Source organism: Caulobacter sp. 602-2 (assembly GCF_011043625.1).
Taxonomy (GTDB): Bacteria; Pseudomonadota; Alphaproteobacteria; order Caulobacterales; family Caulobacteraceae; genus Caulobacter.
The window spans coordinates 59,729-79,675 of sequence record NZ_JAAKGT010000002.1 but is presented as its reverse complement, the minus strand read 5'-3'; the positions used below and the strand labels follow the sequence as shown (position 1 = coordinate 79,675).

18 protein-coding genes are annotated in these 19,947 nt (G+C 70.5%); 11 read left to right on the top strand and 7 right to left on the bottom strand.

Features of this window, described 5'->3' with window-relative positions; genetic code table 11:
- Positions 1-35 precede the first annotated feature (35 nt).
- Together G5B46_RS04940 and G5B46_RS04935 are read left to right on the top strand one after the other, a co-directional pair.
- A complete protein-coding gene (locus G5B46_RS04940) occupies positions 36-686 on the top strand; it encodes a response regulator transcription factor (RefSeq protein ID WP_165256695.1) in 651 nt (216 codons plus the stop codon).
- Positions 683-3,706 carry a sensor histidine kinase gene (locus G5B46_RS04935; RefSeq protein ID WP_165256693.1) on the top strand — a complete coding sequence of 1,008 codons (3,024 nt, stop codon included), beginning with the start codon at positions 683-685 and terminating at the stop codon, positions 3,704-3,706. The genes G5B46_RS04940 and G5B46_RS04935 overlap by 4 nt, the downstream gene beginning before the upstream one ends.
- On the opposite strand, the gene G5B46_RS04930 is transcribed toward G5B46_RS04935, so the two are convergent.
- The gene (locus G5B46_RS04930) at positions 3,703-4,638 is read right to left on the bottom strand and encodes an AEC family transporter (RefSeq protein ID WP_165256691.1); all 936 of its coding nucleotides are present in this window, start codon (positions 4,636-4,638) and stop codon (positions 3,703-3,705) included. The genes G5B46_RS04935 and G5B46_RS04930 overlap by 4 nt on opposite strands.
- A 93-nt stretch (positions 4,639-4,731) precedes the next feature.
- On the bottom strand, positions 4,732-6,258 hold the full coding sequence (locus tag G5B46_RS04925; RefSeq protein WP_165256689.1) for an esterase-like activity of phytase family protein: 1,527 nt from the start codon (positions 6,256-6,258) through the stop codon (positions 4,732-4,734).
- Positions 6,259-6,357: 99 nt separating this feature from the next.
- Here G5B46_RS04925 and G5B46_RS04920 point away from each other — a divergent pair, with 99 nt between their 5' ends.
- Positions 6,358-6,732, top strand: a complete 375-nt coding sequence (locus G5B46_RS04920) for a glyoxalase superfamily protein (protein ID WP_165256687.1) — start codon at positions 6,358-6,360, stop codon at positions 6,730-6,732.
- 83 nt (positions 6,733-6,815) lie between these two features.
- Positions 6,816-7,928: a serine hydrolase domain-containing protein gene (locus G5B46_RS04915; RefSeq protein ID WP_165256685.1), complete on the top strand. Its 1,113-nt coding sequence runs from the start codon at positions 6,816-6,818 to the stop codon at positions 7,926-7,928.
- A 449-nt stretch (positions 7,929-8,377) separates the two neighbouring features.
- Here G5B46_RS04915 and G5B46_RS04910 read toward each other — a convergent pair whose 3' ends face one another.
- Both G5B46_RS04910 and G5B46_RS04905 read right to left on the bottom strand, forming a co-directional pair.
- Entirely contained in the window at positions 8,378-8,632 is a 255-nt protein-coding gene (locus G5B46_RS04910) for a hypothetical protein (protein ID WP_165256683.1), read from the bottom strand.
- A gap of 86 nt (positions 8,633-8,718) precedes the next feature.
- Entirely contained in the window at positions 8,719-9,291 is a 573-nt protein-coding gene (locus tag G5B46_RS04905) for a DUF2939 domain-containing protein (protein WP_165256681.1), read from the bottom strand.
- A gap of 183 nt (positions 9,292-9,474) precedes the next feature.
- Between G5B46_RS04905 and G5B46_RS04900 the strand changes: the two genes are divergently transcribed.
- The 3 genes from G5B46_RS04900 (at position 9,475) to G5B46_RS04890 (ending at position 12,708) form a co-directional block, all read left to right on the top strand.
- The gene (locus G5B46_RS04900) at positions 9,475-10,890 is read left to right on the top strand and encodes an amino acid permease (protein WP_165256679.1); all 1,416 of its coding nucleotides are present in this window, start codon (positions 9,475-9,477) and stop codon (positions 10,888-10,890) included.
- Positions 10,891-11,060: 170 nt separating this feature from the next.
- Positions 11,061-11,417 (top strand): PilZ domain-containing protein, encoded by a 357-nt coding sequence (locus tag G5B46_RS04895; protein ID WP_165256677.1) that lies wholly within the window; start codon positions 11,061-11,063, stop codon positions 11,415-11,417.
- Positions 11,418-11,577: 160 nt separating this feature from the next.
- Positions 11,578-12,708, top strand: a complete 1,131-nt coding sequence (locus G5B46_RS04890) for a patatin-like phospholipase family protein (protein WP_165256675.1) — start codon at positions 11,578-11,580, stop codon at positions 12,706-12,708.
- Positions 12,709-12,711: 3 nt separating this feature from the next.
- Here G5B46_RS04890 and arsH read toward each other — a convergent pair whose 3' ends face one another.
- Complete coding sequence (gene arsH, locus G5B46_RS04885; RefSeq protein WP_165256673.1) at positions 12,712-13,440, bottom strand: arsenical resistance protein ArsH; 729 nt, start codon at positions 13,438-13,440, stop codon at positions 12,712-12,714.
- 53 nt (positions 13,441-13,493) lie between these two features.
- Between arsH and G5B46_RS04880 the strand changes: the two genes are divergently transcribed.
- The 3 genes from G5B46_RS04880 to arsC are packed head-to-tail and all read left to right on the top strand — an operon-like array spanning position 13,494 to position 14,943.
- Positions 13,494-13,862 carry a helix-turn-helix transcriptional regulator gene (locus G5B46_RS04880; RefSeq protein WP_165256671.1) on the top strand — a complete coding sequence of 123 codons (369 nt, stop codon included), beginning with the start codon at positions 13,494-13,496 and terminating at the stop codon, positions 13,860-13,862.
- Positions 13,863-13,864: 2 nt separating this feature from the next.
- Entirely contained in the window at positions 13,865-14,539 is a 675-nt protein-coding gene (locus G5B46_RS04875) for an MIP/aquaporin family protein (RefSeq protein ID WP_165257539.1), read from the top strand.
- Positions 14,536-14,943 carry an arsenate reductase (glutaredoxin) gene (arsC, locus tag G5B46_RS04870; protein ID WP_165256669.1) on the top strand — a complete coding sequence of 136 codons (408 nt, stop codon included), beginning with the start codon at positions 14,536-14,538 and terminating at the stop codon, positions 14,941-14,943. Before G5B46_RS04875 ends, arsC begins: the two co-directional genes overlap by 4 nt.
- Here the strand turns inward: arsC and G5B46_RS04865 are convergent.
- The gene (locus G5B46_RS04865) at positions 14,933-15,742 is read right to left on the bottom strand and encodes a hypothetical protein (RefSeq protein WP_165256667.1); all 810 of its coding nucleotides are present in this window, start codon (positions 15,740-15,742) and stop codon (positions 14,933-14,935) included. The genes arsC and G5B46_RS04865 overlap by 11 nt on opposite strands.
- Positions 15,743-15,920: 178 nt before the next feature.
- On the bottom strand, positions 15,921-17,135 hold the full coding sequence (locus G5B46_RS04860) for an NADP-dependent isocitrate dehydrogenase (RefSeq protein WP_165256665.1): 1,215 nt from the start codon (positions 17,133-17,135) through the stop codon (positions 15,921-15,923).
- A 262-nt stretch (positions 17,136-17,397) separates the two neighbouring features.
- Between G5B46_RS04860 and G5B46_RS04855 the strand changes: the two genes are divergently transcribed.
- Positions 17,398-19,887, top strand: a complete 2,490-nt coding sequence (locus tag G5B46_RS04855; RefSeq protein ID WP_165257537.1) for an ATP-binding protein — start codon at positions 17,398-17,400, stop codon at positions 19,885-19,887.
- Positions 19,888-19,947: the final 60 nt, after the last annotated feature.

Here is a 19,947-nt window from a genome sequence, read left to right as displayed (position 1 = left end):
CCCATGCGCAAGGACCAGTCCCTGGACGTCGCCGAATGAACCAGCACTCCGCCAGCACCGAGGCCGGCGACGACCGTATCCGCGTCCTGATCGCCGACGACCATCCCATGCTGCGCGAGGGGGTGATCGCCGTGCTCGAGACCCAGCCCGACATGGTGGTGGTCGGCGAGGCGGCCACCGGCGACGAGGCGATCGCCGGCTGGGAGCGGCTGCGTCCCGACATCACGCTGATGGACCTGCAGATGCCGGGCAACGGCGTGGTGGCCATCGAGACCATCCGCCGCTCGCATCCCGAGGCGCGGATCATCGTGCTGACCACCTTCACCGGCGACGCCCAGGCCCTGCACGCCCTGCGCGCCGGGGCGGCGGGCTATCTGCTGAAGAGCAGCCTGCGCCGCGACTTGCTGGACGCCATCCGCGGCGTTCACGCCGGCCGCCGCCACCTGCAGGCCGAGGTGGCCGAGCGCATCGCCATCCACGCCATCGACGAGTCGCTGAACGCCCGCGAGATCACCGTCCTGCAGCTGATCGCCAACGGCAATTCCAACAAGCACATCGCCCGCGAACTGAACCTGTCGGAAGACACCATCAAGTCGAACATCAAGAGCATCTTCGCCAAGCTCTACGTCAACGATCGGACCCACGCGGTGACCGTGGCCGCCAAGCGCGGCATCATCGACCTTTGAAGCGGGCTGGGGGGCTCCGGAACGGACTGGCGGGCGCAGCGCTCGCCCTGGCCCTGGCGGGAACGGCCGCCTGGGCCGCGCCCGCCCTCGAGCCCCTGGGCGAGTACAAGCGCGTCAGTTGGTCGATCGAGGGCGGCGCGCCCAGCCGGGTCAACACCATCGGCCAGTCCAAGGACGGCTACCTCTGGATCGGCAGCGTCGATGGTCTGTTCCGCTTCGACGGGGTGGCCTTCGAGCCGATCCGCCGCGAGGGGCCAAAGCCGGGGCGTCTGAACGTCTCGCAGGTGCTGGGCGCGCGCTCGGGCGCGCTGTGGGTGGGCCTTGGCCGCAGCGGCGGCGTGGCGGTCTATCGCGACGGGCGGCTGATCGACGCCCGCATGCCCGATCCCTCGCGCGAGGTCACCAGCCTGGCCGAGGACCGCGAGGGCGGGATCTGGGTCGCCCGGGGCGGCCGCAAGCGCGCCACCCTGGCCCGCTGGCATGACGGCCGCTGGCGGGAGTTCGGCCCCGAGGCCGGCCTGCCCGAGCAGGAGATCTGGCAGGTCTTCTTCGACCGGCAGGGCGTGCAGTGGCTGGTGCTGACCGACACGGTGCTGCGCCGCGCGCCGGGCGAGACCCGCTTTTCGCCGACCGGAGCCAAGGTCGCGCGCCGCGCCAGCCTGGCCGAGGATGCGCTGGGGCGCCTGTGGCTGTCGGATTCCACCAGCACGCGCCTGCTGCGTGGCGAGGCCCCGGCGGCCTCGTCGCTGACTAGGGCCTATCCGCGCCGCGACGAGGTGGGCGCCTCGCGCATCCTGTTCGACCGCAAGGGCGACCTGTGGGGCGCGACCTGGACCGACGGGGTGGTCCACATCTCGGCGCCCGGGGTCGCGGCCAAGCAGGCCGACGCCCTGCGCATCCAGTCCTACAAGGCCGTGCACGGCCTGACCTCGGACCAGACCCACGCCGTGTTCGAGGACCGCGAGGGCAACATCTGGTTCGGCACGGAGCTGGGCCTGGACATGCTGCGGCCCGCCGCCGTGACGGTCGAGCAGGCCATTCCGCCCAACTCCGCGCGCGGCTACCGGATGACCTCCACGCCCGACGGCGCGGTGTGGATCGCCGACGCCCACACGCTCTACGCCATCGCGCCGGGCCGCGCGCCCAAGCCGGTGCTGCGGACCGACTGGTCGGCCGGCTCGCTGTGCGCGGGGGCGGGCGACGCGGTCTGGGTCACCCTGCGCGACACCGTGCTGCGCGTGCGCGGCGGCAAGGTCGAGACCTATCCCAAGCCGGCCGAGGCCAGCGCCTACGGCTGCGCCGAGGACGAGGACGGCCGCCTGTGGATGGCCGCGCTGGACAAGGGGCTCTACTGGCGGGAGGGCGGAGCGTGGAACCGCTGGCAGGGCGGCTCGTCGGGTTCCGGCATCGCCTCGAACGCGGCGCTGCAGCCCGACGGCCGGGCCGCGATCCTGTTCCGCAATGCGCCTTCGCGGATCGTCCGCCCGCCGTTCGAGCCGATCCACAAGGCGCGCTTCCCGATCGGCGAGATCGAGGGGCTGCTGCCGGGGCGCGAGGCGCTGTATCTCAGCGGCGGCCAGGGCTTCGCGCGGCTGCGCGGCGGCGCGGTGGCCAGCCTGGACGCCGAGCGCTATCCGTGGCTGGCCTCGGTCAACGGCCTGGTCCAGACGCCGGCCGGCGACACCTGGACGATCGGCGACGCGGGCGTGGTGCGCATGCGCTCGGCCGACCTCGACCGCGCGCTGGACGCGCCGGGCGCGCCGCTGGCGCGGCGGGTCTTCGACTTCCGCGACGGCCTCAACAGCTTCGTGCAGAAGTCGCCCGGGCAGCAGATCGCCGCCGGCGGCGACGGCCGCATCTGGATCCTCACCCGGCGCAACGTGGTGGTGGTCGATCCCGCCCGCCTGACCGTCAACACCCTGCCGCCGCCCGTGGCCATCCGCTCGGTCAGCGTGGGCGACCAGCGCTTCCGCGATCCAAGCGCGCTGCGCCTGCCGGCCGGCACGCGCGGCCTGCGCATCCACTACACCGCCCTCAGCTTTCCGGCCCCCGACCGCGTGCGGTTCCGCTATCGGCTGGAAGGCGTCGACAGCGACTGGGTCGACGCCGGCGACCGGCGCGAGGTCATCTATGACGACCTGCATCCGGGGACCTTCCAGTTCCGCGTCAAGGCGGCCAACAGCGACGGGGTCTGGAACGAGCAGGGCGCGACCCTGACCGTCGAGATCCCGCCGACCCTGGTGGAGACCTGGTGGTTCCGCGCCGCCGGCGTGCTGGCCGTGGCGCTGGCGCTGTGGGGCGTCTACGCGCTGCGGCTGCGGCGGGTCTCGGCCCAGATCAAGGACCGGCTGGAGCAGCGGGCCGCCGAGCGCGAGCGCATCGCCCGCGAACTGCACGACACCCTGCTGCAGAGCGTGCAGGGCCTGATCATGCGGTTCCAGTCGGTGGCCTACCAGATCCCCGACGACCTGCCGGCCAAGGACGTCATCAACCAGGCGCTGGACCGCGCCGACCAGATGCTGGTCGAGGGCCGCGACCGCGTGCGCGACCTGCGCGGGACCGAGGTGCGGCGGCTGGACATCGTGCTGCGCGAACTGATGGCCGAGCAGCCCTTCGAGACCGGCGTGAAGGTCGAACTGGTGACCGAGGGGACGCCCCGCTCGGTGCAGGCCCTGGTGCAGGAAGAGATCGTTCGCATCGCCGGCGAGGCCCTGTTCAACGCCGCACGCCACGCCAAGGCCGGCCAGGTGCTGGTCAAGGTTGCGTACGGCGTGCGCCAGCTGCAGGTGACCATCCGCGACGACGGGGTGGGCATCGGCGCCAACCGCATGGCCTGGGCCAGCCGCGAGGGTCACTACGGCCTGATCGGCATGCACGAGCGGGCCGGCAAGATGGGCGCCCAACTGGCCATCGAGAGCGCGTCCGGCAAGGGCACGACCATCGCGCTCAGCGTCGTCGGCTCCATCGCCTATCCGACCCAGCCGTGGTTCGCGCGGCTGGGCAGGAAGAAGCAGGCCTAGGTCTTGAGCCACACCGCCACGGCCGACAGCGTGACGCAGGCGATGGCGGTGGTCAGGGCCACGGTGCGGGCGCCGCCGCGGGCGAAGACGCCGTAGGCGCGGGTCTGGATGAAGACGTTGACCGCCGTCGGGGTCGCGGCCAGCAGGGTGGCGGCCAGGTGGAAGGTCGCCGGCGCGGGCGTCAGCCCGACCACGAACCAGACCAGGACCGGCAGGACCAGCAGCTTGGCGACGGCGGCGAGCGCGACCGGGCTCCAGCGCGGCGGGGCGGCGTCGGCCTCGGCGGGCAGGCCCAGGACGACGCCCAGGGCCACCAGCGCCACCGGGCTGCCCGAGGCGGCGGCCGCGCCGACCGCGCGGTCGAGCACGCCGGGCAATTGCAGGCCGAGCAGGGCCAGGGCCGTGCCGAACAGGGCCGCGGCGACGATGGGATTGCGGAAGGCCTGCATCGTCGAGCGCCAGACCGAACGGCCGCCGGCCCATCCCAGCAGGGCGACGCCGAGAGCCGTCGCCAGCACGAAGTCGATGGCCACCATCCCCGCGCCGACGCGGGCGACCTCGGGCCCGAACACCGCGGCGGCGACGGGCAGGCCCAGGAAGGCGCTGTTGCCGACGCCGGCGGCCATGGCCGCGCCGGCCCGCTCGCCCCGGTTCCAGCGCAGGACCAGGCCCACGCCCGCCATCAGGGCCATGATCGCCGCCAGGCAGGCGGCGTAGGCGGCCAGGCCCAGCGTCAGGTCGTGGTCCGGCCGGCCCATGCGCGACAGGGAGTGCACCAGCAGGGCCGGAAAGCCGATCCAGTAGACATAGGCCGACAGGCCCTGGGCCATGCGGCCGTCCAGCAGCCGCAGCCGCGCCAGGGTCACGCCCGCGCCGACCAGAAGGAAGAAGGGCAGGGCGCGCGCCAGCACCTCCAGCGTCAGGGCGATCATGCCGAACGCGCCCGGAACGGCGAAGGAGGGATCATGGACTGGAGCCTCGGCGGAAAACGCGGGTCGCTGGATAGCATCGCCCCCGCGCCGGGGTCAAAAGCGGCGCTGGGCGGCCAGGGCTGTGGGCAGGGTCAGGCGATAGACCAGCACCAGGCTGTCGTTGTCGGCGGCGGGCGCGCCCTCGGGCGTTCTTGGCGCGGCGTCGAAGGCCAGGTCGCCGACCTTGCCCCGGGCGGTCTGGAAGTCGTTGTCGCTGCCGACCAGCAGGAAGACGTCGTCCGGCGCGGCGGGGTCGAGGGCCGGGACGAGGGCCAGGGATTCGAGCTTTTCGGGCAGGGTGGCGGCGTTGGGGGCGGCGTTGTCGAGGTTCAGGCCGACCCGCGCCAGGCCGGCCGGATCGACCAGGTTGATCAGCTGGGCCTGGCGGGCCGGGATCACGCCCTGGGCCAGCACGCCGCCGGGCGCGATCGCCGCGCCCTCGGCGTCGCTGGACTGGCCGGCCAGGTTGGTGGCGCCCGCCGTGTCGACCAGCAGCACCGAGCGGTAGACGGTCGGCTTGGCCGAGCCCGAGCCCAGGCCCGCGCCATCGCGGGCCAGCACCAGGAACTGGTGGTCCGACAGGGCCAGGAGCTCGGACTGGGCGGCCACCTTGTCGGGCTCGCCGCCGTCGCCCTTGGTTCTCAGGACCGGCAGCTCCAGCGCGTACTCGGCGATCGGGGCGGCGGGGGCCGGGTCCTTGTCGATGTCGTAGACGAAGAGGCGGGTCACGGCGCGGGCGGCGTCGCCCTCGCCGGAATCCTGCAGGGCCGCGCTCTGCAGCAGCGCGAACAGGCGCTTGCCGTCGGGCGAGACGGCCACGCCCTCCAGGCCCTGGTTCGGCCGCCGGCCGAGCGAAGGCTTGATCTCGCTGGAGAAGGCCGGACGGCCGTCCTTGCGCGGGGTGACCGCCGCGACCGGGGCGATCACGCCCTTCAGGGCCCCGGCGGCGTCGAACCGGTAGATGTTGGCCGCGTACTCGTCGCCGACGTAGAAGCTTCCGTCCGGCAGGCGGGCCAGGGCCTCGCCGTCGAGGCTGATGCGGAAGCCTCCCGGGCCGGTCAGGGCGCTGGGGCAGGCGGCGTGACCGCAGAACACCACGCCATCGCCCGGATCCATGCCGGTGAAGGCGTGGCCCTTGTCGTCCTTCAGCAGGAAGCCGCCGGTCGGGGTCAGGGTCAGTTGCTCGGCCCGCGCCGGGGCGCCGGTGCCGAGCGGCCGGAAGGTCAGGTCGAAGGCATGGACCCGGTTGTCATAGGGCGTGGTGCCGGCCACCGTGCCGACGCCGTTGGGGCCGCGATCGGGCAGGGTCAGCACCTTGCCGGCATAGGCGCCGTCGGCGGCGCGCGTCCATTCGGTGATCGCCATGCCCGAGAACGAGCCCAGGGTGTCGCCCTGGAAATCGGTGGTGGCGGCCGCCAGCCGCCCCGCGCCGACCAAGCCGTGATTGACGAAGGTCTCGCCGCCCAGGGTCACCGTCGTGGGGAGCGCCGTATCGGGCGTGCGATAGACCGCCGGCGCGGCGACGGCGGGCGCGGCGAGCGCCAGAGCCAGCAGCGAAACGGCGAAAGCTGATGATTTCATGGCCAGGCCCCCCAAGGCGATGGCCGGTGCCTAGCAGTCGCGATTGACGGTTCGGTGACAGCGTTGCGGAAGCGGCCAGAAGGGCGTCAGGATGCGGTCATGAGCGATCCCGTCCAGTTCCTTCGCGCCGTCCCGATCCTGCGCAGCTTCGACGAGGCCAAGGCGCGGGAATTCTACCTTGGCTTCCTGGGTTTTGCGGTCCGGTTCGAGCACCGATTCGAGCCAGGCATGCCGCTGTACATGGGGATCGAGCGGGCCGGGCTCGTCCTGCACCTGTCCGAGCATCACGGCGACGCCGCGCCGGGCTCGACCATCTATGTGCCGATGACGGGCGTGCGCGCCTACCAGGCCGAACTGATCGGCAAGAACTACGGCTATGGCCGGCCGGGCGTCGAGGCGCAGCCATGGGGCGATGTGCTGCAGGTGCACGACCCGTTCGGCAACCGCATCCGCTTTTGCGAGGAGCGCGGCTAGGTGCTTATTTACATAACTTTAAGTTGCGGCCGGCCCGAGCTTGCGGTTGAAGTGACGCTCCATCGCCAGTGAGGGTCGTTTCCATGCTGCATCGTCGTCGCCTGCTCACGCTCGCCGCCGTCGCCGGGAGCGCGCCGTCGATGGCGCTGGCCCGCCAGGTCTCGGACCAGCCTTCGGGGCCGGTCGATCCGGCGGCGATCCTGGCCGAGACGGGCGCGCCCGGCCTGGCCGGACTGGTCAGCGACGCCGACAGGATGATCCTGCAGGCCGTGGGCGGGGTGCGCCGCGCGGGCTCGACCGACCTGGTCGAGCGCTCGGATCCCTGGCACATCGGCTCCAACACCAAGGCCATGACGGCGGCGCTTTACGCCCGGCTGGTCGAGGCCGGCAAGGCCAGGTGGGGCGCGAGCCTGGCCTCGCTGTTTCCCGGCGTGAAGCTGGATCCGGCGTGGAAAGACACCACGATCGAGCGCCTGATGAGCCACGTGTCGGGCCTCAGCGACAAGCCGGTGATGGCCGGCGGCTGGCTGCCGCGGGCTCATGCCGACAAGCGGCCCGTCGCCATCCAGCGGGCCGAACTGGCCTCAGAGCTGCTGTCGGCGCCGCCCAACGGCGCGCCCGGCAAGTACGAGTACGCCAATCTCAACTACGTGCTGGTGGGCGCGGCGATCGAGGCGATCACCAAGACCTCCTGGGAACAGGCGATCGAGGCCGAACTCTTCAAGCCGCTGGGGATCACCTCGGCTGGGTTCGGGGCGCCGAAGGGGGCGGCTCCCTGGGGCCACCTGCCGGCGCCGGGCGGCGGGCTGACGCCGGTCGACCCGGCCGGTCCGTCCGACAATCCGCCGGCCATGGGTCCTGCCGGCACGGTGCACATGACCCTGGCCGACCATGCCCGTTTCGCGCGGCTGTTCCTGAAGGACAACGCGATCCTCAGCGCCGACAGCATCAAGCGCCTGACCACGCCGGAGGGCGATGCGATCTACGCCCTGGGCTGGCTGGTGATCCCGACGCGTCCGTGGAGCCGCGGGCCGGTCCTGGTGCACGAGGGGTCCAACACCATGTGGCACGAGGTGGTGATGATCGCGCCGGGCCGCGGGGCGGCGATCATCGCGGCCTGCAATGCGGGCCCCGAGGCCTCGAAGGGCGCGGCCACCAGGCTGCTGCACCAGTTCCAGGCCGCGTACGTGGCCTGAAGCGGGGAGGTCAGGAAACCTCGTCGTGGTTACCGCTTCGGCGCACCATGCCCGACAGCAATCCTCGGATGACAAAACCTGAGATGTGGATCGCCACAATGGTCGCGATGCTCGTCCCCGCCTTGGGTGGTTCGGGTTCGATCGTGGCTTCCAAGGGTGGCGGGTCTGGCTGTGCCGCCGCCTCGGTTGCTGGGGGCTGATTTTCCTGCCCGCCTTCAGTCGGAGTCGGAGTCGGAGTCGGAGTCGGAGTCGGAGCCGGAGCCGGAGCCGGAGATTGAGTTGCGGCGGGAGCGGGAGCGGGAGTGGGCGGTGGTTTGGATCCGTTTGGATCGGGTTTGAGCTCATTCAAAGCGCGGTCGATCCGCTCGATCTCGCCCTTGACCACGAAGGCCAGTAGGAGGGGCACCAAGACCAGCAGGCCCAGGAAGACGTTAAGTCCGATCGCGCTGTTATTTAGCATAGTCGGCGTCCACCAAAATCCAGATCAGCACACCGGTGCAGATCGCTAGAACGATCCAACTGGTGAAGTGAACGCCCTCGTTCTTGAGGATCGGCACGATGAACGTGCTGAGGATGGCGCTGCAGGAGAAGGTCTTGATGTAGTCCATGACCATCTGAAGAACCTTCTTCAGATGCTTCTGCTGGGCCCGCAGCTCCTTGGCGCTCATCGCTGGCGCCATGCTGGAAAGACTGTTCGACGCCACCATCCCCTCCGCGTCTGCACTCGCGACTGGGATAATGCCTTAAAATTGTTATTTGTGCATAATTATCGTATAGGTTGTCTTGCCGCCTACCGCTCGTCGGCCGGCAGGCGGATGTGCACCAGCTTCCAGGTGAACAGTTCGCGGCGCTGGAAGGTGAAGATGGTCGCCTTGGTCTTGTCGCCCGGGCGGCGCACGGCGATGCGCACGCGGTTGGGGTCCCAGTAGGCGATGGTCGGGTAGGGGCCGCGCACCACGGCCTGCATCCGGCCCAGCACCGTCTCGGGACGAGCGGCCGGCGGCGGGGCCGCGCCGGGGGCGTAGCCGCGGGTCAGGGCCGACATCCCCTGGACGGTCAGATAGCGGTCGACCTTCGGCTCGGGCGGGGCGATCGGTTCGATGGCGCGCTTGAAGACGCCCATCGGGTTGGTCCACAGCGACGGCGCCTCGGGCTTGGCGGCGGGCGCTTCGTCGTCGAGCTGGCCGGTCAGGCTGCGGCGCACGACCGGAAAGTCGACCAGTTCGCCCAGCGCCTGAACGTCTTCGTACTGGGCCGCGGCCTTCAGGGCGCGGAAGGCGAACCAGGGCGCTGTGGCGAAGGCGGCGGCGAAGATGAAGATCGCCAGGACCAGCAGGTCCCAGATCCGCTTCTGCAAAGTCATTGCGCCCCCGCACGGTTAACGCCGCCTAGAATGGGCATTCATGCCCCCACTGCAAGGGCGTTCGCGCGGGAAGGGTTCCGCACGTGGAATCCGCTTTCCCCGGAGGCTTCGCCGCTTTATGGGGTCGCCGCTTACGGCGCGGCCCTAAGCCTTCGCCGCCCCTGAGGAATTCCCGGAGCGCCCATGGCCGGCTCGCGCATCGCCGATCTCTTCCGCTGCAAGCCCGTCGGGGCGATCGCGGCCGAGGGCGACGACAATCCCAACGAGCTGCCGCACGACCTGGAGCGCTCGATCGGCCTGTTTCAGCTGACCATGCTGGGCGTGGGCGCCACCATCGGCACCGGCATCTTCGTGGCCCTGACCGGCGCGGTGCCGGCGGCGGGGCCGGCGGTGATCGTCTCGTTCGTGCTGGCCGGGATCACCGCGGCGCTGACGGCCCTGTGCTACGCCGAGTTCGCCTCGACCCTGCCGGTCTCGGGCTCGTCCTACTCCTACGCCTACGCCACGCTGGGCGAGTTCGTGGCCTTCATCGTCGGGGCCTGCCTGCTGCTGGAGTACGCCGTCTCGGCCTCGGCCATCGCCGTGGGTTGGGGGCAGTACCTGAACGAGCTGTTCGTCGACCTGTTCGGCTGGCGTCTGCCCGACGCCCTGGCCAAGCCGCCGGGGGCGGGCGGGGTGTTCAACCTGCCGGCCGTGGTGCTGGTGGGCTCGTGCATGCTGCTGCTGCTGCGCGGAGCCAAGGAGTCGACCACGGTCAACGCCATCCTGGTGGTGGCCAAGCTGCTGGTGCTGCTGTTCTTCGTCGTCATCGCCTTCAGCGGCTTTCAGGCCGGCAACTTCAAGCCGTTCGCGCCGATGGGGCTGGCCGGGATCTGGGCGGCGACCTCGTCGATCTTCTTCTCGTACATCGGCATCGACGCGGTCTCGACGGCGGGCGACGAGGTCAAGAACCCCCGCCGCAACCTGCCCCTGGGCGTGGTGCTGAGCCTGCTGATCGTCACCGGCGTCTACATCCTGGTGGCCGTGGCCGCCGTCGGCGCCCAGCCCTGGACGGCCTTCGCCGGCCAGGAGGCGGGGCTGGCGGTGATCCTGCGCAATCTGACCGGAGCGGGCTGGACCTCGCTGGTGCTGTGCCTGGGCGCGATCATCTCGATCTTCAGCGTCACGCTGGTCGTCATGTACGGCCAGACGCGGATCCTGTTCGCCATGAGCCGCGACGGCCTGCTGCCCCGGATCTTCCAGAAGACCGACCCGCGCACCCGCGTGCCCACCTGGAACACCGCTATCGTCGCGGCCTTCATCGCCTTCCTGGCCGCCTTCGTGCCGCTGAACGTGCTGATGAACCTGACCAGCATGGGCACGCTGATCGCCTTCGCCATCGTCTCGGCCGGGGTGATTGTCCTGCGCCGCACGCGGCCGGACCTGCCGCGCGGCTACAAGGTTCCGCTGTATCCGGTGCTGCCGATCGCCAGCGTGGCCTTCTGCGGCTACCTGATCCTGGGCCTGCCCTGGGACACCTTCGCCCTGTTCGGCGTGTGGGTGGCGGCCGCCTGCCTGATCTACTTCGGCTATTCGCGGAAGCACTCCAAGCTGGCCTGAGGCGACAGGAACGGCCCATTCTGGGTCAGGATTGAACACCGGGCCGCCTTCCTGGGGACGGAAGGGTCTCGCGCCTTGCCCCGTCTTCGCGACGCCCCCTAGGGTCCGCGGCGACGGTTCGCGCACGATTGCGCGGTCGTTTGGCCCGAGTCGGGTTTAGGATCGCCGCGATGAGCCAGATCGAAGTCCTGGGAATGGAAAAGCGCGCCTACCGTCGCTACCCCGCCTCTCGCAAGGCCTACCTGGTGGTGGGCGGCGAGCCCCTGCGCTGCCGGCTGATCGACATCGCCAAGGGCGGGGCGCGCATCGCCGCGCCGGAGTTCGCCGTTCCGCCCGATCTTCTGCACCTGGTCGACCCGGCCCGCCGCATGGTGCACCTGACCCGCATGGTCTGGCAGGGCGACGGCCAGATGGGCCTGCAATTCATCGACTCGCGCGCCTTCACCGAGCCGCTGGGCGGCGCCGAGGGCGCGGGCAAGGTGGTCGAGATGGTCGGTCCGTGGCCGAAGCAAACCCAAGGAAACTAGAAGTTTTTCGCGTTCCGTAGCGGCAAGCTGAGCCAACCGGAATCGAAGTCGCGCGTTGCTGGGTCTGTCGGATTTCGACAGACGCCAAGGTGAGCGCGTGACCTCGATCCTTCGTGCGGCGGCCCTGAGCGCCGCCTTGTTGCTGGCAGGGTGTGGAACGATGGCCAGGCCGCCCGAAGGGGTGGTCCGGGTGGCGCCCGGCGCGGTGATCCCGACGGCCGATCCGCGCATCGTCGCCAGCGACGCCGCCCCCGTGCGGCAGCTCGAACGCCAGATCATGGGCGAGCAGGGCCAGGGGCCGACGGCGATCCTCGCGCTCTCAGGCGGCGGGGCCAACGGGGCCTATGGCGCGGGCGTGCTGGTGGGATGGACCCAGAGCGGCCGGCGGCCCGACTTCCGCATCGTCACGGGAGTGAGCACCGGCGCCCTGGCCGCGCCGTTCGCCTTCCTCGGCCCTTCCTGGGATCCGCAGCTGGCGGCCGCCTATTCCGACGGCGGAGCCAAGGACATCCTGGCGTGGCGGCAACTGGCGACCTTCGCCTCGCCCAGCCTCTACAGCAGCTCGGCCCTGCGCAAGCTGGTCGACAAGGCCGTGACGCCGCAACTGCTGGCGGCCATCGCCGCCGAGCACGACAAGGGCCGGCGACTGCTAGTGGCGACGACCAACCTCGACAGCGAAGAGACGGTGATCTGGGACATGGGCCTGATCGCCAAGCAGGGCGGGGAGCAGGGGCTGAAGCTGTTCAAGGACGTGCTGACGGCCTCGGCCAGCATTCCCGGCGTCTTTCCCCCGGTGCTGATCGCCGGCCGCGCCAAGGATGGCCGGATCATCCAGGAGATGCACGTCGACGGCGGGGTCAACACGCCGTTCCTGGCCGTGCCGGAAAGCCTGGTCCTGTGGAGCCGTCCCGCCGGCGCCGTGAACGGCGGCTCGATCTACGTGCTGGTCAACGGCCAGCTGGGCCGGCGCGACGCGGTCACCGCCGGCAAGCTGACGGCGATCCTCAAGCGCAGCTACGACAGCGGCAGCAAGGCCTCGACCCGCGCCCACCTGGCCGCCAACGCCGCCTTCGCCCAGCGCAACGGCCTGGCCTTCCGCGTCGCCGCGGTGCCCGACGAGGCCGAGGCCAACAGCCTGGACTTCAGCGACGCCGCCATGCGCCGGCTGTTCGACCTGGGCCGGGAGCAGGGGCGTTCGGGCAGGGCCTGGGGCGACTGGAAACCCGCTGAGGCCGAGAAGGCCGCCGCGACGGGACTGATCGTCATCGACGCCCCGCCGGCGCGGCGCTAGCCGTCAGGCCGTCTCGTGGCGCATGGCCTCGGCGGCCAGCGCCGCGTGCTCGGCGATCCGCCCGCCGGCCTTGCGCTCGCTGTAGCGGTCGACGAGGTAGTCGGCGCGGTCACGGGTCAGCAGGGTGAACTTGACCAGTTCCTCCATCACGTCCACGACCCGGTCGTAGTAGCCGGACGGCTTCATGCGGTCGTTCTCGTCGAACTCCCTGTAGGCCATGGCCACCGACGACTGGTTGGGGATGGTGATCATCCGCATCCAGCGGCCCAGCAGGCGCAGGGTGTTGACCGCGTTGAACGACTGCGAGCCGCCGCTGACCTGCATGACCGCCAGGGTCTTGCCCTGGGTGGGACGCACGCTGCCGATCTCCAGCGGAATCCAGTCGATCTGCGACTTGATCACGCCCGTGATCGCGCCGTGCCGCTCGGGACTGCACCAGACCTGGCCCTCCGACCATTCCGACAGGGCGCGCAGTTCCCGGACCTTGGGATGGTCGGGCCCTTCGGCGTCGGGCAGCGGCAGTCCGCGCGGGTCGAAGATGCGGGTCTCGCAGCCCAGGGCCTGGAGGATGCGCGCGGCCTCCTCGACCAGCAGTCGGCTGAACGAGCGATCGCGCAGCGATCCGTACAGCAGCAGGATGCGCGGCGGATGCGACGCCCCCTCGGACGGCTCCAGGCGGGCCTGATCGATCCTGGCGAGGAACGGGGCGTCCAGGGCGGGGAACTGGGTCACGGGCGTCTCCGGAAGAGGATTGCAAAGACTCATATTTCGAGAATAATGGAAATATGGAATCGAAGTCCGCTGTCAACATGCTCTCGGCGCTCGGTCACGAGGGGCGCCTGGCGATCTTTCGTCTGCTGGTGAAGGCCGGTCCGCAGGGCGTCGCCGCGGGCGATGTGGCGCGGGCGCTGGACGTGCTGCCCAACAGCCTGTCGGCCAATCTCAGCATCCTGGCCCATGCCGGCCTCGTCACATCGCGGCGGGAGGGGCGCTCGATCATCTATTCGGCCGACTACGGCGCGATGAGCGGGCTCCTGGGCTTCCTGATGGAAGACTGCTGCGACGGCGCGCCGGAGATCTGCTCGCCGCTGAACGCGGTGCTGGCGCGGGTCGAGGCCTGCGGGCCGGCGTGCGCGCCCAAATCGCCGGCCTGACCATGAGCCCCTTCGACCTGCGCCGCCGTCTCGTCGCCGAGGGGCTGGGGTCGGCCCTGCTGCTGGCGGTGGTGGTCGGCTCGGGGATCATGGGCGAGCGGCTGGCGGGCGGGAACCTCGCCCTGGCCCTGTTGGCCAACACCCTGGCCACAGGCGCGGCCCTGGTGGTGCTGATCGGCGTGTTCGGCCCGATCTCGGGTGCGCATTTCAATCCGGTCGTGACCCTGGTGGCGGCGTCACAGCGCCGGCTGTCGTGGCTGGACGCGGCGCTCTACCCGGTGGCGCAGGTCGCGGGCGCGGTGCTGGGCGTCTGGATCGCGCACGCCATGTTCGGCGAGGCGCTGCTGGAGGTCTCGACCAAGGCGCGGGTCGGTCTGGATCTGGCGCTTTCGGAACTGGTGGCGACGTTCGGCCTGCTGGCGACCGTGCTGGGGACCTCGCGGTTCGAGTCCAGGAGCACGCCCGTGGCCGTCGGCCTCTACATCACCGCCGCCTACTGGTTCACCGCGTCGACCGCGTTCGCCAATCCCGCCGTGACGCTGGCCCGGACCATGACCGACACCTTCGCCGGCATCGCGCCCGCCGGCGCGCCGGCGTTCATCCTGGCCCAGATCGTCGGCGCGCTGCTTGCGGCGGCGGTGTTCGGGTGGCTGCTGAAACCGGAGCCTGCGTCATGAGCGACTTTCCGATCACCATCTTCCACAACCCCGCCTGCGGAACCTCGCGCAACGTGGTGGCCATGGTCGAGGCGGCCGGTTACGCACCCCGGGTCGTCGAGTATCTGAACGTCGGCTGGACGCGGGAGCAGCTTGTCGACCTGTCGGCGCGCGCCGGCCTGTCGCTGCATGATCTGATCCGCGAGAAGGGAACGCCGGCGCAGGCGCTGGGCCTGCTGGCCGCCGACGTGTCCGACGAGCGGATCCTCGAGGCCATGACCGCCCATCCGATCCTGGTCAACCGGCCCATCGTGGTCACGCCCAGGGGCGTGGCGCTGTGCCGGCCCTCCGAAGCCGTGCTCGACTTGCTGGAGCAGCGCCCGTCCAGCTTCACCAAGGAGGATGGCGAGGTCGTCATCCCCTAGAGGGCGGCCGCGTTCCCGGGGCGAACAGCAGGTCCGACCAGCGCCAGGAGGCGTCGCCCAGGGCCAGGCGAGGGGCGCCGGGGCCGTCGGCGAGGCTGACGACGACCAGGCCGCGCATCTGGTCGGTGCGGCAGGCGGCCGGCGCGAAACCGACCTCCATGATGATCGCCTCGCGAACGCCCGCCAGCCCGCGGCCGACCTGACCGGGGCTCTGCAGCCACTTGCCGTTCCAGACCAGCACCGCCTTGCCCGAGGCGGCGGCTTCGCCGTGGGCCGAGGCCAGGGCGGTGCGGACGCGAGGGTTGCGCCGCAGGGCCGCCTGCAGCCGCCGGACCATGTCGCAGCTGGCGCCGTCGCCCGAACCGTTCCCCGATCCCGTGCCGACCGTGGTGGCGCCGGCGAGCTCGGCCTCGCCCAGCTCGGCGGCCATCATCGTGGTGTCGGCGGGCGTGGCGGGCAGGGGCTCGACCTCGGGCGGGCGCACGGCCGGGCGGGCGGTGCGCTTGGGCGGCTTGGGATCAGGCTTGGGCGGGGCGGGCGAGGGCGGCCGGGCCGGCTTGGACTCGGGCTTGGGCTCCGGCGCGGGCGGCTTGGGTTCCGGCGGCGGAGGCGGCGGGGGCGGCGGCTCGACGAGGTCGACCGCGAACGGTTCGGGTTCGGGCGGGCGCGGCTCGCCCTGGGCCAGCATCACCGCCGCCAGCACGGCCACGTGCGCCCCGACGCTGAACAGGCCGGCCGCCAGCTTCGTCGCGCGCGAGGTGCGGCGGCGTTGCGGCGGGTCGATCAGCGGTCGTGGCATCGGGCGTCCGTCACGGGCGCCGAGGCTGCGGCGCGTCGTCCAGGATGCGAGGGCGGCGCGTCAGCATCGTGGCGCGCGGCGCCTCAATGCTGACGCGCCGCTTAACGTCTTCAATGTTCCAAAGAAAAAGGCCCTCCCGCGAGGGAGGGCCTTCGTCCTTACCGGAAGTCCGGACCGCTTAGGCGGCCATGGCCTTCTGCAGGTTCTCGTCGATCTTGTCGAGGAAGCCTTCGGTGGTCAGCCAGCCTTGCTTGTCGCCGACGAGCAGGGCCAGGTCCTTGGTCATGAAGCCGCTTTCGACGGTGTCGATGCAGACCTTTTCCAGGGTGGCGGCGAACTTGGCCAGTTCGGCGTTGTCGTCGAGCTTGGCGCGGTGGGCCAGGCCACGGGTCCAGGCGAAGATCGAGGCGATCGAGTTGGTCGAGGTCGACTCGCCCTTCTGGTGCTGGCGGTAGTGACGGGTCACCGTGCCGTGGGCGGCTTCGGCTTCCACGGTCTTGCCGTCCGGCGTCATCAGCACCGAGGTCATCAGGCCCAGCGAGCCGAAGCCTTGGGCCACGATGTCCGACTGTACGTCGCCGTCGTAGTTCTTGCAGGCCCAGACGTAGCCGCCCGACCACTTCAGCGCCGAGGCGACCATGTCGTCGATCAGGCGGTGTTCGTAGTGGATGCCCAGCGCCTTGAACTGCTCGGCGTAGTGCTCGTCGTAGACTTCCTGGAACAGATCCTTGAAGCGGCCGTCATAGGCCTTGAGGATCGTGTTCTTGGTCGACAGGTAGACCGGGTACTTGCGGTTCAGGCCGTAGGCGAACGAGGCGTGGGCGAACTCGCGGATCGAGTCGTCGAGGTTGTACATGGCCATGGCCACGCCGGCGCCCGGAGCCTTGTAGACTTCGTGCTCGATGACTTCGCCGTCTTCGCCGACGAACTTGATCGACAGGGTGCCCTTGCCCGGCATCTTGAAGTCGGTGGCGCGGTACTGGTCGCCGAAGGCGTGACGGCCGACGATGATCGGCTGGGTCCAGCCCGGCACCAGGCGCGGCACGTTCTGGCAGATGATCGGCTCGCGGAAGATCACGCCGCCCAGGATGTTGCGGATCGTGCCGTTCGGCGACTTCCACATCTTCTTGAGGTTGAACTCGGTCACGCGGGCTTCGTCCGGCGTGATGGTGGCGCACTTCACGGCCACGCCGTGCTTCTTGGTGGCCTCGGCGGCGTCGATCGTCACCTGATCGTTGGTGGCGTCGCGGTTCTCGACCGACAGGTCGTAGTAGTCCAGTTCCAGGTCCAGATACGGGAAGATCAGCTTATCCTTGATGAGCTTCCAGATGATCCGGGTCATTTCGTCGCCGTCCATGTCGACGACGGGATTGGCGACTTTGATCTTGGCCATTGCGGGGTCTTCCTCTCGCGGTGGCGCGCTCTGACGCTCGGCGCACAGGGCCGAAACGTGGCGCGGACGGCGAGCCCTATAGACTGTTGCGGCCGCTGGGGAAAGGCTGCGTGGTGCGGCGGAGAGGGTCCGAGCGCGGCATTCCACCGCAGGCGACATGGACCGCGCCGCGCCCTAATGGGTTGTGGCTGTGCCGGACGCCTCGCGAGGGGGCGTGGAGTGGGGAGCGGGCTTGAACACCTTGTGGCGCCATACGGACGTGATGTCGCCCCTGGCCCGTCGCCTGCTGGCCGTCGCCACACTGCTGTCGATCGCGGTGACAGGCCTCGTGACGGCCGTGACCTTCTACTTCGTGCAGCAGAGCGCCGCCGAGACGCAGATGCGGCACCTGGCCGAGTATGTGGGCGAACGGGTCAAGACCGAGGACCGGCTGTTCTCGGACCTGGTCAAGGTGCACGACGCCGCCAGCCTGGCCCTGATGCGCCGCCTGCGTGAGATCGAGCCCGACATCGACGGGCAGTTCGACCTGCTGTTTCCCGAACACGGCGACGGCACCCGCCGCACCGCCTCGCGCCTCTATGACGGCGGCCGCACCGGCAACCATTATGTCTACGGCATCGGCGGGTTCGTGCCGCAGGCCCGGGAGCTGACCCGCGAGGACAAGGCCCTGATGGTGGCGGCCATGGAGGTGGTCGCCAACGCCGGCGAGACCGAGATCGGCCACTACGACAACTTCTACTTCTTCACGCCGCAGACCCGGCTGGTGATGTTCGGTCCCAAGCGCAAGGACCGGCTGCTCTACTATCGCCAGGACGCGCCGCCGAGCCTGGACATCGCCAAGGAGGAGATGACCCAGCTCACCCTGCCGGCCAACAATCCGCAGCGGGTGATGAAGTGCACCAAGCTGCGCAAGCTGATCTCCAATCCCAGCGGGCGCGGGCTGAACGCGGCCTGCGTCACCCCGTTCGACATCGGCGAGCGGCATGTCGGGGCCTGGGGCACCAGCCTGTCGCTCGACTCGTTCCTGCTGCGGGCCGTGGGCGACGCCCTGCCCGGCGGGCAGAACATGATCGTCTCGTCGGACGGCGAGCTGATCGCCGCGCCGGGCCTGGCCGCCGACGGCGTGGTCGACGCCGCCCAGCTGGCCCGCGTGCAGTCGCGCGAGCGGGTGGCCGACCTCGTCGCCCAGATCCGCGAGCACGGCGGCGACGTCGGGGCCCTGCGCGACCGCAGCGGCGACCGCGTCGTGGCCTACGGCCGGATGAAGGAGCCCGACTGGTACTTCCTGATGACCTTCCGTTCGGACCAGATCGTCTGGAACGCGGTGAAGACCGCGTCCTGGGTGCTGCTGTTCGGCGTGGTGGGGGTGATCGCCCAGCTCGTGCTGCTCTATCGCCTGATGGCCCGCGAGGTGGTCGCGCCCCTGCGCGGCCTGGCCGAGGCCCACCGCGACGACGACGGCGCGACCGCGGCCCGCATCGAGGCCCGCGGCGACGAGATCGGCGCCCTGGCCCGGGCCTTGCGCAAGCAGCGCGAGGTGCACGAGGACCTGCTGCGCTCGCTCGAGGTGCGGGTCGCCGAGCGCACGCGCGAACTGGAGAAGGCCAACCAGGCCAAGTCGGTGTTCCTGGCCAACATGAGCCACGAACTGCGCACGCCGCTGAATGGGGTGATCGCCGTCGGCGACCGCCTGGCCGAAGAGAGCGACCCGGCCCGCCGGCGCGAGCTGGCCGCCCTTGTCGCCTCGTCTGGCCGCCTGCTGGAGCAGGTGCTGGGCGACATCCTCGACGTCTCCAAGATCGAGGCCGGCGAGTTCCAGCTGACCTTCGCGCCCTTCGACCTGGAAAGCCTGGTCGGCGGCATGGCCGAACTGCATCGGGCCTCGGCCGAGGCCAAGGGGCTGGCCTTCTCGTGGTCGGTCGCGCCGGACGCCGTCGGCCGCTACGACGGCGATGCGGGCCGCATCAGCCAGATCCTGTCGAACCTGCTGGGCAACGCGGTCAAGTTCACCAGCGTCGGCGGCGTCGACCTGTCGGTCGAGAAGGTGGGCGAGGTGATCCGCTTCAGCATCAGCGACACCGGCGTCGGCTTCGACGATGCGGTGCGCGAGCGATTGTTCAAGCGCTTCGTCCAAGCCGACCAGTCGATCACGCGGCAGTTCGGCGGCACGGGGCTGGGCTTATCGATCTGCGCGGCCCTGGCCGAGATGATGGGCGGGGCGATCGACGCGCGGGCCGTGGTCGGGCGCGGGGCGACCTTCATCGTCGACCTGCCGCTGCAGCCGTCGACCGAGAGCCTCGACCACGACCATGAGGACGACGAGGGGCCGGTCTCGCTGGAGGGGCTGCGGGTGCTGGTGGCCGAGGACCATCCGGGCAACCGCAAGGTGGTCGAGATCGTGCTGGAGCCGTTCGGCGTCGACCTGACCATGGTCGAGGACGGCGAGGCGGCGCTGCGGGCGCTGCAGGCCCAGCCGTTCGACGCGGTGCTGATGGACATGCAGATGCCGGTGATGGACGGCCTGACCGCCACCCGGGAGCTGCGCGCCCGCGAGGCGGCCGCCGATGCCGACCCGATCCTGGTGATCATGCTGACCGCCAACGCCATGGACGAGCATGTCGCCGCCGCCCACGCCGCGGGGGCCGACCTGCACGTGGCCAAGCCGCTCAATCCGGGCCTGCTGGTCCAGGCCCTGGCCTCCGTGCGGCATCGGGCCGCCCTGCGCGAGGCGCCGTCCAGGCTTGAAGGCTGAGGCGTTAGCGACTATCTCCCCGGCCACAACCGAGCGAGGCCACGTCCTCCACCGTCGTTT